The organism is Mycobacterium aquaticum (assembly GCF_002086485.1).
GTDB classification, from domain to species: Bacteria; Actinomycetota; Actinomycetes; order Mycobacteriales; family Mycobacteriaceae; genus Mycobacterium; species Mycobacterium aquaticum.
The window spans coordinates 22,173-37,877 of sequence record NZ_MVHF01000023.1 but is presented as its reverse complement, the minus strand read 5'-3'; the positions used below and the strand labels follow the sequence as shown (position 1 = coordinate 37,877).

Below are 15,705 nucleotides of genomic sequence, written 5' to 3'. Positions count from 1 at the left end.
CTGAACCGTTGAGAAGCGGCATTTTCAGCAAACAACGTCCACGCGCTGTCGACCGCCGCATTGAACGACAATGCTCCCGTTATCCGGTCGGTCGCCAGACGTATTGCGATGAGCGGCACCCTCGGTGGGGCCGGAATTCAGGCGGAGGTCATTCATCTCATGAAAACGTAATCTCTACTGGCAAAAAATCCACATTCGACAGGTGCATGCGCCCGTCGACGACTGCGGCGTAGGCGGTGTCGAGGCGCGCGGCAGGCGAGCATCTTTTCTGCAGTGCAATAGGACGCAGTCCGACATTGCGGTGCTTATGCTGAGAGCACAGTCGATCAGCTGCCGGCGACGGAGAGTGTGAACGGCCGAGTACTGAGGTTCACCCAGTAGTGGGGTTCGGCAACGCAAGGAGTTTGACATGGCGGCCCGGGGGCTTAAGGCGCTCAAGAAAATCATGCAGACAACGTTTGATCCGGAGCAGGTGATTCCGAACGAAGTCAACGTGACAGAACTGACCGGCGATGACAGTTTGTCCCGGAAAGATCTTTGTCAGCATCCGATACCTCCTGGTTCTCTGATATGGAAGTATTGGGGACGTCTCGATGTCGTATTTTTTGGCAGTCCCGTCATGGGCCCCATTGCTGGGGCATGGCCGCAAATGGGGCAAGCGACCTCGCGTTCTGTTCTTTTCACTGGTGACAGTTCCTTCGCCGCTCGCACCAAAATATATAAGGAGCGGACCAAGAGATCTCGGGAGTACATTTATGGCACGGTGTACGACGCTCCGGAAGAAGCGAAGAAGTACGGACTGAAAACTCGGAATATGCACAAGCCCGTCAAAGGCACTCTGCATGACGGTACGTATCACTCTTTGAATGCAGAAACCTTCTACTTCGCGCATGTCACCTTCTTCTATTATCTGTTGATAGTAATAATCGACCAGCTGTATTTCGACGGATCCATGCCGCGGGCGATAAAAGAGCAGATATTTGAGGAATCCAAGGAGTGGTACAGCCTGTTGGGTGTGGACGATAGTTCTCAGCCCGACACATACGACGATTTCGAGCGGTATCTGGACAACATCGAACGTAATCGTCTGGTGAAATCTCAGGTAACGCAGGTCATGCTGGAACAATTCATGGAGCGCCGCCTGGCGCCGTGGTGGTGGCCCCCAGTGATGAAGAAATTTGTGTGGCCGTGGTGGGCTGGGCGGCGGCAAGTCGTTGTCAATAGCTACCCGCCTCACGTGCAGGAGCTGTTCAATCTAGAGTGGACCGCCGAGGACGAGGATATTTCTCGCCGATTCATGCATATGTATCGGCGGTTCTACGCGGTTGCCGAGCGTCTGCTCCCGCTGAAGTACTTGTACTTGCCGATCGCGGTGAGGGGCTTCGAGCGGGAGGGGATCGATCCACGCAAAATCACCCTCGAGTCCGCACAGCAAGCACTCCGGGAAAGCCGCGCCCGCCGCGCTGCACGCGAGAGTGCGCCAATAGATGAGGCGAATGAGGTGCCGGCTTCGGGTTAACGAGTGGCTGCGCTGGGTTGGCACTGAGGCGAGTCAACGGCCGAGCAACGACCGTCTCAGGAGAGGCGTGGTCCACCACGTCAGACGATTTGGCCGGCTGAGTGCAGATAGGGTCGCCGGTGATGGAAAACGGTGGCCAAGCAGTGCTGGCGTCCCCTATGGAGGCGTTTCATGGGGCTGGCTGGCTTGCGCACGGCTTCCACATGCAAGCCCACTCCCACACTGACGGCCAGCTGGTATATGCGGCATCTGGTGTGGTGGCTACGGCGACAGCGCAGGGCACGTGGGTGGCCCCGGCGACCCGGGTTACGTGGACTCCACCGGGGTTTGAGCACTCCCACCGTTTCTACGGTTTGACCGATGTGCGTCTGGTCGTGATCCCAGCCGAATCGTGCGCGGCTCTGATCGGACATCCCGGCGTCTTCATGGTAAGTCCTCTTCTGCGCGAGGCACTTCTATCGATGACTGATCAGCAAAAGTCGCGCAGCGCACAAGCGGTCGACCGACTCCGCGCCGTTGTGATCGATGAGCTGATCGAGGCCCCGGACCAGTCACTGCATCTGCCCGAACCGCGCGATGACCGGTTGCGAGCCGCCACAGAACTGCTGCGCCTCGACCCGGGGCAGTCGGCGACCTTGGCCGAGCTAGGGCGCACCACCGGCGCCAGTGCTCGCACTCTGAGCCGCCTGTTTCACGATGAGCTCGGTACGAGCTTCATACGCTGGCGAACCATTCTGCGCATACACCACGCTCTGGCCCATCTCACCAGCGGCCGGTCCGTAACCGATACCGCGATCGAGTGCGGATGGTCGAACCCGACAAGCTTCATTGACGCGTTCACTGCCATCGTCGGTCAAACTCCCGGGCGATACCAAGCCACGCTGGATCCCCGGGGCATGTGACCGCGCGATACGAATCCGAGGTTGGCGACTTTTCAGTATCGCAGGGCCAGTTATCGGTGGGAAGCAATCAGCAATGGGCGCCAAAGTGGTGACGAGCAGTGCGCCCGCCCCGGGGCGCCCGATGCCTATCAGGAGCGTTGAACACACGTGAGCCGCAGCGAGCAAGACACTGTCGTAGTCATCATCGGCGCCGGCGTGGCGGGACTTACCCTCGGTAACTTCCTTCTTCGCAACGGTATTGATTGCGTCGTGTTGGAAAAGCGCAGCCGCAAGTATGTCGAGCAGCGCCAGCGGGCCGGGTCACTGGACGGTCGTGGTGTCCGCATGTTCCGGGAATGGGGCTTGGCTGAAGTCATCGAAGCCCAGATCGCCCTTGACGACTTCGATTCAGAGGGTATGCCGCTGCGTATCGACGGACAGGAACGGATATGGAGAGCCCTGGACGTCCTTGACGACGAGCCCGGAATCTTTTGTCCTCAGCAGGTTTTGGTCAGCAATCTTATTGAGGTGTTCCTGCGCGACGGCGGCGATCTGCGTTTCGAAGTCGACGTCGCCCTGCACGGACTGGAGTCGCCACGGCCGACCGTCCGTTATCGGGATGCAGCGGGCACCGACGAGGCGATCAACTGTGATTTCGTAGCTGGCTGCGATGGCTACCGTGGAATCAGTCGGCAATCTATCCCTGCCGGTATTCTCACGAGCTACTCGTACGAGCACGGATACGCATGGCTCGCTTTTCTTTCCGCCGTTCCGGCGGATCCACCCGCGGTAATGGCTGTGCACTCCAGAGGTTTTGCCGCACAGATCACCCGCGGGCCGAACCTGAGCCGCTTCTATCTGCAATGCCCCCTGACCGATGCCGTCGAACAGTGGCCGGACAAGCGGATCTGGAGTGAAGTCGACGCCCGATTCGGCCGGCCACTAGGGGCAACCGGGCCAATCACAGACAAGCAAATCGTGCCACTGCGCAATGTCGTACACAGCCCGATGCGATACGGGGCGCTGTATCTACTGGGGGATGCAGCCCATTTGGTTTCGCCGATGAGCGCCAAGGGGATGAGCCTGGCGCTCTACGACGCCGAAGTGTTCGCACGCGCGGCCACACGCTATGTGCAACAGGCTGATTCGGTCCAGCTTGAGAATTACTCGCAGACCTGCCTGCGCCACATCTGGGATGCGCAAGTGCACGCGGTGTGGATTACGAATGTCATGCACGATGCCGGGGACTCCTCTTATGCGGGCGAATTCCGTAAGCGGCTGGCGCGCGCCGAGTTGGAACGCATGATGTCACCGGTGAGTATTTCTGGTAACTAGGGCCAGCGCTCGTAGGCTGCTCGGCAGCAGAATCCCAACGTTGTTGACATCGCGAACCTAGGCGTGTCGACTTTGTGGACTCCCGGGTTCACCTAGCTGGGCCGGCGGGACGAACGGCTGCGCGGGAAGTGGATCGGACTTCTCTCGCGCGGCCAGGAGTGTCAGGATTTCTGCGCTCGTGGTGATCTGGCCGAGGCGAGGAAAGATCTTCTCGATGCTGTGCTGATGCGAGATGGGGTCTAGGTCGGCCATGGCGTCGACGACCAATGCGAGGTGGTAGCCGTGTTCGTGGGCTGAGCGTGCCGTGGATTCGACTCCGATGCTGGTGGCTACGCCGCCGAGAACGATCTGGCTGATATGGCGGCGGCGCAGGTGTAGGTCGAGGTCGGTGCCATAGAAGGCTCCCCAGTTCCGTTTGGTGATGAGGATGTCGTCGGGATGCCCGGCCAGCTCGTCGACGATGTGATGCCAGTCCGATGGTGATGTGCAGGTTTGGTGTTGGGGCCGGGGCATATCGGTACGCCCGGGTGCGGTCGAGCCGTGGCGCGATGCCAGCTGCACGAGCACAACGGTGAGCCCGTGGCTGCGAAAGGCTTCGGCCAGTTGTGCTGCGTGCGCGATGACAGGTTGCGCGGGTGCTGCTTGGGCGATGGCCTTCTGCAGATCGACAAGGACCAGTGCGGCGTTGGGGTCAAGGGAGATCAGGGCCATGTGATGGGTGCTTCAGGAGACGGTGTTGGGTAGATCCAGGGACGGTGTTGCTGGTCTTTGTGGCGGAATCGTTCGATGTCAGTGCGGTACTGCAGGGTCTGCCCGATGGCATCGAGGCCGCTGAGCAGTTGGTCGCGGGCGCGGGGATCGATGGTGAAGCTGTGGCATGGGCCTGCCACGGCGCCGACTTGGCAGTTGACCAGGTCGATTTCGATGCGAGGTTGGCCGTGAGGCACAAAGGTTTCATCGACCAGTCGTCGGTGGAGGTCTTGTGGAAGCGCAAGGGGTAGAAGGCCATTTCGGATACAGTTCGTTTCGAAGATCATTGCGAAGCTGGGGGCGATGACGGCGCGAAAGCCGGCATCTCGTAACGCCCAAACAGCGGTTTCCCGGGAGCTACCGCAGCCGAAGTTCGGGCCGGCCACCAAAATCGTGGCTTGCCGGTATGGGTCTTGGTTGAGGACGAAGCCGGGTGCGGCGGTTCCGTCGGAGCTGTGCCGCCAATCCAGGAACAGTGCGTCGCGGAATCCGTGTTTGGACAGTTCGGCGGGTTTGAAATGCGACGGGCTGATGGCGTCGGTGTCGACGTTGGCGCGCAGCAGCGGTGCGGCGATACCGGTAATACGGGTGAAGGGTTCCATCGGTCATGCCTGCCTTGGGTCGGTGATGCGTCCGGCGATGGCGGAGGCGGCCACGGTGGCCGGGCTGGCTAGGTGCGTTCGCACGCCGGGGCCTTGCCGGTTCTCGAAGTTGCGGTTGGTGGAGCTGATGACGCGGCTGCCGGGGGCAAAGCGGTCTCCGCCGGCGAAAAAGCATAATCCGCAGCCGGATTCGCGCCACTGAAACCCGGCATCGATGAACACCCGATGGAGGCCTTCGGCCTCGGCTGCCCGGCGCACAGCGGTCGATCCCGGGGTGCAGATCGCGGTCACGCCGTCGGCGACAGTGTGGCCGCGCAGCACTCCGGCGGCGATGCGAAGGTCGCTGAGTCGTGCATTGGTGCACGAGCCGATGAAAGCAGCGTCAACAGCCAAGCCGGTCAGTGACACGCCGGGATGCAGCCCCATGTAGTCCAGCGCCCGCTGGGCCGCGGCCGGGTCGCTGGTATCTTCCGGATCCGGTACGGGAGAGTCGACTGCGCAAGCATGCTGCGGGCTGGTGCCCCAGGTCACCTGCGGCGCCAACGATCCGGCGTCGAGTTGTACGGTGCGATCGAAGACGGCGCCCGGATCGGTGCGCAGGTCCAGCCAGGTCCGCGTGGCCAGCTCCCAGCTATCGCCGGTGGGGCAGAAGGGGCGGCCCTCCAGGTACGACAGCAGCGTGGCATCGGGTGCGATGAGACCGGTACGTGCCCCGGCCTCTGTTGCCATGTTGCACAAAGTCAGTCGTGCTTCGACGTCGAGTCGTTCGACGGCCTCACCGGCGAACTCAATGGCGTACCCGGTGGCCCCGCCAGCTCCGATGGCGGCGATCAACGCCAGGACAAGGTCTTTGGCATATACATGCCTGCCTGCAGCTCCGTGGAATTGGGCTTGCAGGGTCGCTGGGTGGCGCATCGCCAGGGTCTGTGTGGCCAGGGCGTGTTCACATTCGGTGACGCCGACTCCCCAGGCCAGCGCTCCGACGGCGCCGAGGGTGGGGGTGTGCGAGTCGGCGCAGACCATGGTGGTGCCCGGCAGCGCGATCCCTTGCTCGGGAAAGACGACATGCGAGATACCCTGGCGTACATCGCCGATATCGAACAATGTGATGTCCTGCCGGTGCGCTTCGGCTCGGAATGCCTCGATGAACATGGCACCACCGGGTACCGGAGTGGAGGAGTTTCGCCCTGGAACGGTATCGATCACGTGATCCATGGTTCCGAAAACAAGGCGTCGGTCGAATATCTCGCGCCTTTCATCTCGAAGCGATCGCAGTGCCAGGCCGCCGCTGCGATCGTGCAGCAGAATGCGGTCGATGTACAGCAGCGAGACGCCGTCTTCGAGTTCCTCAACGACGTGCTGGTCCCAGATCTTGTCGATGATGGTGCGAGGCTGGGTAATCATGCGAGATACCGCTTTTCGAGCTCTTCGATATCGCGCATGCCGATGAGGTCGTGTGCTTCACGGAAAGGCACAAACAGGTCATCCAGATTGGCGGTGCTGTCCTCGGCCTGGATGCGCTCAAGTGCATGCCGCATGCCGCCCAAAGCCGCCATCAGCAGTGCCCCGGGCAGGCTCACCCGCGCCACTCCCAGATCCTGCAACTCACGGAACGTCAGGTGGTGGGGCGACTTTCCGCCCTCGATGACATTCACCGCCACCGGCCCGTCGATGTTGGCGGCGGCCTGACGGATTTCCTCGCGCGAGGTTACCCCTTCGACGAAGATCATGGTGGCCCCTGCGTCGAGATACGCGTTGCCCCGCTGGATTACGCCTTCGATGCCTTCCACGGCGAGCGCGTCCGTGCGCGCGTTGATGACAAAATCGGGGTCACGGCGGGCCTCGGCCGCAGCCCGGATCTTGATGGTGGCTTCGTGCAGATCGAGGATGTGCTTACCGTCGAGGTGTCCGCAACGTTTCGGAGTGATCTGATCCTCTAGATTCACTCCGGCGGCGCCGGCCTCTTCGAAGGCCTGCACCGCGTAATGGGTGTTGACGGCATTGCCGAATCCGTTGTCTCCGTCGGCCATCACCGGGATACGCACAGCACGCACGATGCGCGCCGTGCAGGCGAGCATGTCGTCCAACGAGATCAGCGAGTAGTCCGGCCGGCCGAAATGCACCCCCGAGATGGCTGCCCCGCTGCATTGCACGGCGGCGAAACCCGCCCGTTCGGCCAGCTTGGCACTGAAAGGGTCGAAAACTCCTGGCATCACGACGATTTCGGGGGCATGGATCATCTCGTTCAGCGCAGTGGTAGAACCCATCAACGTTCCCTCTCCGATTCGGTTGGTGTGGTGAACATTCGATCGAGCAGGACCAGGGCATGGTCGATGACCGCGAGTTCTTCGTCGCTGTAGGACCGCTGCAGAACATCGGCAAGCCATTGATCGCGCAGCTGGCGAGTGCCCTCGAGTGTCTCGACAGCGCTGGGTGACAAGACAATTAGCTGTCGCCTTGCGTCCTGCGGATCGGATTGGCGGTGCACCACCCCGCGCTCCTCGAGGGCGTTCACAACCGCGGCCATCGATTGCCGACGCACACCCTCGGCAACGGCCAGGTCGCTGGTTGATGCCGGCCCGCCGTGTGAGAGGCGGCTGATCACCGATATCTGGGATGGAGTCAGGTCCTGGTTGTCGTAGACCTCCTTGAGACGGCGGCGGAGACGGCTGACCAGTAGTCGGAGGTTGTAGGCGGACCGGACGGCGGTACGTGACGGCGACTGAGAACGCTGCGGCATATAGGCAGGGTAAACTGCGCAGTATTAGCTGTCAATTGGAAATATCGGTTCGGTGCGCTGGTTTGGCGGATCGTCGCTACCAGACTGACGAACGCGGAAAGGGGGCATGTCGATTAGGAGTCCCAGATCGGGCCGAAGGCCGGTATGCCACATTGCTCGAAGCCGTGCACCACCTGTTCGGTGACGGTGCGGTTGGCGACGCAGATGACGGCCTCGGCACCGGATTCGACATAGGCCCGATAGGCCAGTTGCAGCACATCGGGCTTACCGAGGGCATCGGTGTCCCAAATGATCGCATCGGGCTGGGCGGCTTCGATCTCCTCGACGAACCCTTCGCCGTAGGTCAGGCGCGGATTCTTGGTCACCCAGACCAGCTGCGCGGGAACCGAGGTGTCCAACAGGTGGCCCAGCAGAGGGCCGATGCCGCTGCCGGTGGCCACGATGACCACCTTGCTGAACAACCTGCGCACATTGGCCACGCCCACGGCCGGGATGCCGCGCACCCACACATGCGTGGGCGGATTGTCGACGAACTCCGAAGTCCAGTCGCCGGCGCGGGACACCAGCATCCGGTAGCCGGTCGTGCCCGGGGCGGCAGGCACGTTGGCGAAGTGATGCCAGCCCACCAGGGGATGGCGGCTGATCGCACGGGTGGTGCCGACCCGGGGAATCCCGCGGTGATTCAGGCGCACGATCATCGCGTGTGACGACGGGCGCGCGCAGCCGACCGGAACGCGGCGCAGCAGCAGCCACGGCCAGATGGCCAGCCCCGCGCTGGCCACGACCAACCAGAACGCCGGAGCGGTCAGCATGGCCGCGCCGAACGACCGGCCGCCGCGGTCACCATTGATGACGAACAGGGTGTTGATCCACATCAGGATCAGCGCCGTCCAGCCGCAGAACCGGTGAGTGATCTCGAAGCGGTCGTGCTGGGCGGCGCGCAGTCGTGGAAGCGCCATCACCACCATCACCGAGAACGTGGTGGCCAGGGTGGCCACGAAGATCGTGTTGGCGCCTGACGCATCGCCCACGCCGGCGATGGCGTCGCGGATCATCGAGGTCGCCAGCGCCAGGTACCACAACGTCCCGGCTACCGCAGTGCCCACGTGCAGACCGCCGAGGTGGAAATACTTGCCCAGCGTCCACCGCACCTGCAGCGGCCACGACTTCGGCGCCCGTGTGGCCAGCCACGCCGCCGCATTGAGGATGTACTGCTGACGAAACAGCACCGCGGCCGCCAGATTCGTTTGCGCCATGAAGGCGATCTCCGACAGACCGGTGTGCTGCGATGTCCACCAGTTCCCCGCGGTGGCCCCGTACACCGCCCATCCCAGGTTGACGATCACCACGAAGACGATGAGCCGGTTGTAGTGCATCATGCGCGGGTGCTTGAGCAGTCGCCGCAGCAACGGTAAGCGTGGCGCGCAATCCTCACCCATGGCGGTGGCGGTGGCGGTGGCGGTGTTGGGGAGGCCGACGCGCTGCGCAGGGGCCGGGGGAAGATCGATACGGCGGTCGTCGGGCCTGGTCAACAGTGCAGTGGTCACTAGGTGCCTTTCGGGTGCCTTGCCGGGCCGTCGACCGGCTCACCACGAAAAGTTATGGCCCCCATGACCACTCGGGCATCGGGTGAAGTATGCGTCTTGATCAGCGAATATGGTGCAAATGGTGTAGGCGTGCGGGGACCAACTGCCTCTGTCGACCTGGTTGCGCCAGCGTCTACGTCGGCACGTGCCGTCAGCTTTCGTCCCGCGGTCAAAATCGGTGGGTTTCTCAGTGTCAGTGAGATGCGCAGCGTTGACGCGGCACGCCGCGCATCGTCCTCGATCCTTCAGTGCTGCACTGCCACATCGAATGAAAACCATTGGAGTACAGCGGGATGGCCAGACCTCGTCTCAGCTCGGCTGTTGGTTTGCGATCGTATTCCTGCTTAGGCGTAGCGCCGTGTCGGTCGAGACGAGGGTGGGAACGTTTGGTGCCCGATCTGCCGGACGTGGCGCAGTTCGACGTGGGCATTCGGCTGTTCGCCGCCGCGTTCTGCGGCGGCATTGATTTGGCGCCGGCTGATGGGCCGCATCGGTACCACCAAGCAGTTGGTGCGATACGCAGTCGAGAGCAAGTTGCTTATCGAAGCGGATGATCGGGTGCGGCGGAACGTTCGAACCGGCTAGGAGCGGCCGTATCCGTGGATGTCGTCGTTGAAGTCGGAGACCTGCTGGGCTGTGAGTGTCGGGCGGGTGTTGCTCACGGTGTGCAGGTAGTCGTCAGTGGTTGCGGTGCACCGTGTTCCGGTGTCCACGCTGCGTTCGAAGGTAGCTTGGGCGACACCTTGTGCCGCGTGGGTGATGTCGGCGGGGGTGTATCCGTGGGTTGCTGCGACCAAGGCGGGGATGTCGATCTCGGTGCCGTCGACGTAGCGTTGCCATAGAGCGGTCCGCGCATCGTCATCCGGTGGGCCGATGGGCAAGACGTAGTCGAAACGCCCGTGTCGCAGAAATGCTGTGTCGAGATCTCGCACAGAGTTCGTCGCGCAGATGAGCAGTCGTGCGGACCGATTGCGGAATCGGACAAGGCTTTTCAGCAGTTCGTTGACGACGGCGGTGGCGGCGCTGGAGCCAGGCCCGCGGTGCGCGGCGACTTCTTCGACCTCGTCGATGAAGGCGACCACGTTGTCCAGATCGTGGAGCTGTTCGAAGGTGTTGTTGATGCCGGCGGCCAGGCCACCGTCGCCCGAAGACAGCCGCGACGGGAAGATCTCCACGAACGGCCAGCCCAGGCGGCTGGCGATGGCCCGGGCGAAGGTGGTTTTCCCGGTGCCTGGTGGCCCGAACAGCATGATGGCTCGGGGTGCGGTGACGCCATGCTCGGCGGCATCCTCGGGACGTGACAGCGGCAGGATGATGCGGCGTTCGATGAGCAGCTTCTCGTGGTTCATTCCAGCGATTTGCTGCCAGAGACCTGCTTGGGGGACGGCTCCACCGAGCTGTGCGAGAAGCCCGGCTGACAGTGGTGACATCGTCTCCTGCTTGTCGAACAGAACGATGCCGCCGCGGGGGCTGAATCCGGAGTTGGTGAAGGCCAGTGTGCCGGTTTCGCCGTCGGGCAGTAGTGCGGCCACCCGGCGCACGCCGCGCAGCAGGAGCCGGTGCTCTAGCTCGCCCAGCAGGGCGCTGCCGAGGCCGCGTCGGCGCCACTGCGGGTCCAGGGATAGCCGAAGGACCCAGGCGCGATCGTGGTCGACGCGGCTGACCGCGACACCGATGACGGTGCCCTGTGCCACGGCAACGACGGCGGGATGGCGGGCCTGCAGGCTGCTGACGACGTCGGCCGCCCCGAATAGGGGAGGTTCGGCGGTCGTGGCCGACACAGTCTCCAGCCGGATCGCCGCGTCGAGGTCTTCTGCGGCGAAATCCCTGATGTGCCAAGTCATTGTGTGATCCGATCGTGATGGTCCGGTGGCGGAGGCGGCTTGCCGAATCGGGGGTGAGGATGCGCTGTATGCGCTCATGCGAGGCTCAGGTGGGCTGTGCTCCAAGACAATCGGCGCTAGCCGTTCCTGGCGCAGCCGCAGCTGAGGGTCAGGGGTGCTCATGCGCAGGTCCTTGCGGAGGGCTAGATCGGGGTGCGATCGGCGGGGTGCGGCGATGCAGGCTGAACGTCAGCGCAGCGGCGACCATCGCCGCTGCCGCGCCGGTCAACGCGGTCGCGGTGTAGCCGTGGGTGCTGTCGCGCAGATAGCCGGCCAGGGTTGGTCCACTGAGTGCTGCTAGTCCGACCCCGGTGTAGAGAGCTCCGAGGGTGGCACCGATTCCCTTGTCGCCGAACAGATCTGCGGACACCGCGGGGTACAGGCTGACGCAGCCGCCGTAGCTTAGGCCGAACACGAGAGCAAAGCCGATCAAGACCGGCAGAGTGCTGCTGGCTGCCCAGCCTAAAAACGAGCATCCCAGGACGACGGTGAGCCACGCCAACACGCGCAGCCGGCCGATGCGATCGGCGATGCCTCCGAGGACAAAGCGCCCTGCGATATTGCCCACGCCGATAAGCGCTATCAGCAGCGTGCCGAGTTGCAGGGAATAACCTTGGTCGCGGGCGGCGGGCACGAGGTGGACGTAGGGGATGAACGTGCAGATCGAGGCCAACAGCACCGATAGATAGAACCGGACAAACGATGGGGTGCGCAGCACCCGCAGAAGCGGTCGCGGTGGTGCTGTCACCGTGGCAAGGTGACTGGCGGGATGTCGTTGAACCATCAGTGCCGCAGGTAAACCCACAAGCGCTACGGCAGCCCCCAGGATGAGGAAGCAGGTCCGCCAGCCGACCGTCGGTAGGAAGGCGCCGACAGTCAGCGGTGCTGCGACTGTGCCGATGCCCAGCCCGGCTGTGGCGATGCCCGCGGCGGTGGAACGCTTGGTGACAAACCAGCTCTGCACCGCAGCCATCGACGGAACGTAAAGAAGGCCGATGCCCACACCGACGCCGATGCCGTAGGAGAGGTAGAGCGTGGCCAGGCTTGGCGCGCGGGAGGCGGCCATACATCCGGTGGCCATCACCAGAACCCCGCTCAGACACATCAGGCGTGTGGAGAATCGGTCGGCGAGTCTGCCGGCCAGGGCTCCGAACAGGTGAAACCCGCCAGCAGCCAACGAGAACACCAGTGCCACCGCCGAGCGGGAGGCATGAAACTCTTCGGCTAATCCGGGAAACGCCGCGGAAAAGGAATATGCAGAGCCGTAGGTAACAGCGGTCAGCGCATGCACCGCCCACACCACTTGCCACCCGGTGCGTCCGTCGAGTACGGAGGTGTCGGGGAGTCCCGCAGCGGGTGTGACTGCGGCACAGAACTCCTCGGAGGGGCGTCCTCTCATCGCTTCTGTTCGCGGCGCAGGTTGTCAGCGCGGCTCAGGCTGGCGTCGATTAGGTGTTGCGCCCGAGCCACATCGAGGCCGCCGTGTGCGGCGATGGCGCTGAGCAGGGCGGCCTTTCGTTCCAACCAGACGGCCTTTTCCTCGTTGTCGGCGGTGAGGCTGGGGCGGGTGGCCGCCAGCGCGGTCAGGGTGCGCAGGATGCTCATGACGGTCCTTTCGGTGGAGTCGCGCGGGGGCCACGCCGGCCGCCTCGGGTCAGGGGCGCCCTAGTGCACGAGGGGGGACAGCTCAGAGTCGGTCGTGCTCAGGTGCAGACTGTCTATCGCTGCCAGGACCGCGTCCTCGGCCTCTCGTTCACCGACAGTCACGCGGACACCTTCCCCGTCGAAGGCGCGCACCGAGACCCCGTGTGCCACACAGGCTCGCTGAAGCTCAGCGGTGCGGGGACCGACGGGGAACCAGACGAAGTTGGCGCCGCTGACAGGAGTATCGAGCCCCCGCCTAGCGGCTTCCCGGCGCAGGTACTCGCGGCCCTGGCACACCACGTCGACAATGTGGTCGGTGTGGGTGGTGTCGGACCACGCGGCGCGGGCGCCGGCTTCGGCGAGCAGGCTGAGGCCAAACGGTGGCGTCGCGGCCCGGACGTTGTCCGCGACGTCGGGGTGGGCAATCATGTAGCCGGCACGCAGCCCAGCTAGTCCGTAGGCCTTCGAGAACGTACGGAACGCCACCACGTTGGGGTATTGGCGGACCAGGCTGATGCCATCGACGGCGGTGGTGGCGAACTCCTGGTAGGCCTCGTCGAGCAGCACCAGGACGTTTGCCGGCACCGAGGTGATAAGGCGCTCGATCTCGCTGCGGGACAGTTCGGTGCCGGTCGGATTGTTGGGGTTGCACACGATGATCGCCTGGGTGGCCCAAGTGATCGCGGCCAGCATGGCGTCGACGTCGTGGGTGTGGGTGGAGTCGAGGGCGACCGGTACGGGTGTGGCACCGACGACGCCGATGAGGATCGGGTAGGCCTCGTAGCTGCGCCATGCGTACACCACTTCACTGCCGGATCCGGTGTAGGCGCCCAGAGCGTGTTGCAGCAGTGCCAAGGATCCACCGCCGACGACGATCTGTTCGGGGGCTAGCTGCAGTCGGGCACTGAGATCGGCGATGAGCAGATCGCCTTGCAGTGAGGGGTAGAGGTGTGTACAGGCGGCGGCCCGGGCGATGGCCTCCTGCACGCGGGGTGAGGGAGGCACGGTTGATTCATTGGACGATGCGCGCCAGCGCACCTGGCTCAGCCCCGCGGCGCGCGAGTAGCGGGGGAGTGCGGCGACCGCGGGTCGCGGCCGCACGGTGGGTCCAGCGGTGGGGGCAGACATGGTGGCTCTCGGTTGGTTGGGCGGGGCGGAGTGGGTCATGACAGTGCGCCGGTGACACTTTCCGCGGCGGCCACTAATGCGCCACTGCGGGCTAGGTCGACCACGGCGGCGATCTCGGGGGACAGATAGCGGTCGGTGCCAGGACCGGCCACCTGCTCGCGAACGGTTGCTACGACCGCAGCGGTGGCCGGTGCGGGGGTCAGCGGGGCGCGCAGCTGGAGGGCGCGGGCAGCGGTGAGGACCTCCACGGCCAAGACTCGGGTGAGTCCGTCGATTGCGCGGCGCAACTTGCGTGCGGCGGACCAGCCCATCGACACGTGGTCTTCCTGCATGGCCGAAGAAGGAATCGAATCGACACTGGCTGGGGTGGCCAGCCGTTTGAGTTCCGAGACGATGCCCGCCTGGGTGTACTGGGCGATCATGTGACCGCTGTCCACGCCTGGGTCATCAGCAAGGAAGGCGTTGAGTCCGTGGTTGCGTGCCGGGTCCAGGAATCGGTCGGTGCGCCGCTCGCTGATGGAGGCGAGGTCGGCGACCACGATGGCCAGGAAGTCCAGGACGTAGGCCACTGGGGCTCCGTGGAAGTTGCCGTTGGACTCCACCCGGCCATCGAGAGTGACGACCGGATTATCGATGGCGCTGGCCAGTTCGCGCTGGGCGACCTGAAGCGCGTGCTCGACAGTGTCGCGGGCTGCGCCAGCGACCTGCGGTGCACAGCGCAGCGAGTAGGCATCTTGGACGACGGTGCAATTGTCGGTTTTGTGGCTGGCCACAATCGCGGAGTCAGCCAAGAGCTTCGTCATGTTCGCGGCGGCCGCGGCCTGGCCCGGGTGCGGCCGCAGAGCCTGTAGATCGGCGGCGAATACGCGCTCGGTGCCCAGCAGGCCCTCCACGCTCATCGCAGCAGCAATATCGGCCAACCGCAGCAGCGCATCGAGGTCGGTTAGTGCCAGGACCAGTTGACCGAGCATGCCGTCGGTGCCGTTGATGAGCGCCAGACCTTCCTTCTCGGCAAGCACGACAGGTGAAAGGCCGTGCGCTGCCAACGCTTCGGCTGCAGGTCTGAGTGCACCGTCGCGAGTTCGGACGTTCCCTTCGCCGATGAGCGCCAGCGCGACGTGAGCCAACGGGGCCAGATCGCCCGAGCAGCCTAGGCTGCCGTATTCGTAGACAACGGGCGTCAAGCCCTCGGTGAGCAGGTCGGCGTAGGCCTGGAGGACTTCGGGCCGTACGCCGGTGCGTCCGGAGGCCAGCGTTGACAACCGCAGCAGCATCATCGCGCGCACGACCTCGCGTTCGACCTCTTCACCTGAACCGGCGGCATGTGAGCGAATCAGGCTGCGCTGCAACTGTGTTCGCAGCTGCGGTGGGATGTGTCGGGTGGCCAGTGCGCCGAAGCCGGTGGAGACCCCATACACCGGTGTCGGGTCTTCGGCCAGGGCTTCGATGCGCACTCGACTGGCGCTGACCGCGGCCATCGCCTCGTCGGACAATGTCACGGCTGCATCGTCGCGGGCCACCGCGACCACGTCGGCGAAGCTGACCGGGTTGAGACCCACTGAGACGACGCGGGTGGGCTGCAAAGTGGTGTGGGGGTTGGCCATCAATCTACTTTCTGTCTTGTATTCCAGACTTGA

The 15,705-nt window shown here is 63.9% G+C and carries 14 protein-coding genes; 3 read left to right on the top strand and 11 right to left on the bottom strand.

Translation table 11 applies throughout. The features are described from left to right. Positions 1 to 409: 409 nt before the first annotated feature. The 3 genes from BST13_RS21260 to BST13_RS21250 all read left to right on the top strand — a co-directional run bounded on the left by BST13_RS21260 (position 410) and on the right by BST13_RS21250 (position 3,735). Positions 410 to 1,519: an oxygenase MpaB family protein gene (locus BST13_RS21260; RefSeq protein ID WP_083165997.1), complete on the top strand. Its 1,110-nt coding sequence runs from the start codon at positions 410 to 412 to the stop codon at positions 1,517 to 1,519. 362 nt (positions 1,520 to 1,881) lie between these two features. Next, entirely contained in the window at positions 1,882 to 2,421 is a 540-nt protein-coding gene (locus BST13_RS21255) for an AraC family transcriptional regulator (protein WP_245839762.1), read from the top strand. Positions 2,422 to 2,568: 147 nt separating this feature from the next. Beyond that, positions 2,569 to 3,735 (top strand): 4-hydroxybenzoate 3-monooxygenase, encoded by a 1,167-nt coding sequence (locus BST13_RS21250; RefSeq protein ID WP_083165996.1) that lies wholly within the window; start codon positions 2,569 to 2,571, stop codon positions 3,733 to 3,735. A gap of 57 nt (positions 3,736 to 3,792) precedes the next feature. Here the strand turns inward: BST13_RS21250 and BST13_RS21245 are convergent, their stop codons facing one another. The 11 genes from BST13_RS21245 to hutH form a co-directional block, all read right to left on the bottom strand. Beyond that, on the bottom strand, positions 3,793 to 4,446 hold the full coding sequence (locus tag BST13_RS21245; protein WP_083165995.1) for an isochorismatase family protein: 654 nt from the start codon (positions 4,444 to 4,446) through the stop codon (positions 3,793 to 3,795). After that, positions 4,437 to 5,087, bottom strand: coding sequence for a 3-isopropylmalate dehydratase small subunit (gene leuD / locus BST13_RS21240; protein WP_083165994.1), 651 nt, complete (start codon positions 5,085 to 5,087; stop codon positions 4,437 to 4,439). Before leuD ends, BST13_RS21245 begins: the two co-directional genes overlap by 10 nt. A gap of 3 nt (positions 5,088 to 5,090) precedes the next feature. Further along, positions 5,091 to 6,491 (bottom strand): 3-isopropylmalate dehydratase large subunit, encoded by a 1,401-nt coding sequence (locus BST13_RS21235; protein WP_083165993.1) that lies wholly within the window; start codon positions 6,489 to 6,491, stop codon positions 5,091 to 5,093. Next, on the bottom strand, positions 6,488 to 7,354 hold the full coding sequence (locus tag BST13_RS21230) for an isocitrate lyase/PEP mutase family protein (protein ID WP_083165992.1): 867 nt from the start codon (positions 7,352 to 7,354) through the stop codon (positions 6,488 to 6,490). The genes BST13_RS21235 and BST13_RS21230 overlap by 4 nt, the downstream gene beginning before the upstream one ends. Next, positions 7,354 to 7,827 (bottom strand): MarR family winged helix-turn-helix transcriptional regulator, encoded by a 474-nt coding sequence (locus BST13_RS21225; RefSeq protein ID WP_083165991.1) that lies wholly within the window; start codon positions 7,825 to 7,827, stop codon positions 7,354 to 7,356. Before BST13_RS21225 ends, BST13_RS21230 begins: the two co-directional genes overlap by 1 nt. Before the next feature lie 113 nt (positions 7,828 to 7,940). After that, a complete protein-coding gene (locus BST13_RS21220; RefSeq protein WP_211296145.1) occupies positions 7,941 to 9,374 on the bottom strand; it encodes a ferredoxin reductase domain-containing protein in 1,434 nt (477 codons plus the stop codon). Between the two features lie 620 nt (positions 9,375 to 9,994). After that, complete coding sequence (locus tag BST13_RS21215) at positions 9,995 to 11,257, bottom strand: ATP-binding protein (protein ID WP_083165990.1); 1,263 nt, start codon at positions 11,255 to 11,257, stop codon at positions 9,995 to 9,997. 148 nt (positions 11,258 to 11,405) lie between these two features. After that, positions 11,406 to 12,695, bottom strand: coding sequence for an MFS transporter (locus BST13_RS21210; RefSeq protein ID WP_083165989.1), 1,290 nt, complete (start codon positions 12,693 to 12,695; stop codon positions 11,406 to 11,408). Then, complete coding sequence (locus tag BST13_RS21205) at positions 12,692 to 12,901, bottom strand: hypothetical protein (protein WP_083165988.1); 210 nt, start codon at positions 12,899 to 12,901, stop codon at positions 12,692 to 12,694. Before BST13_RS21205 ends, BST13_RS21210 begins: the two co-directional genes overlap by 4 nt. A 60-nt stretch (positions 12,902 to 12,961) precedes the next feature. Continuing rightward, complete coding sequence (locus BST13_RS21200; protein WP_083166067.1) at positions 12,962 to 14,068, bottom strand: aminotransferase class I/II-fold pyridoxal phosphate-dependent enzyme; 1,107 nt, start codon at positions 14,066 to 14,068, stop codon at positions 12,962 to 12,964. Positions 14,069 to 14,103: 35 nt separating this feature from the next. Continuing rightward, positions 14,104 to 15,672, bottom strand: a complete 1,569-nt coding sequence (hutH, locus tag BST13_RS21195; RefSeq protein WP_083165987.1) for a histidine ammonia-lyase — start codon at positions 15,670 to 15,672, stop codon at positions 14,104 to 14,106. Positions 15,673 to 15,705 lie beyond the last annotated feature (33 nt).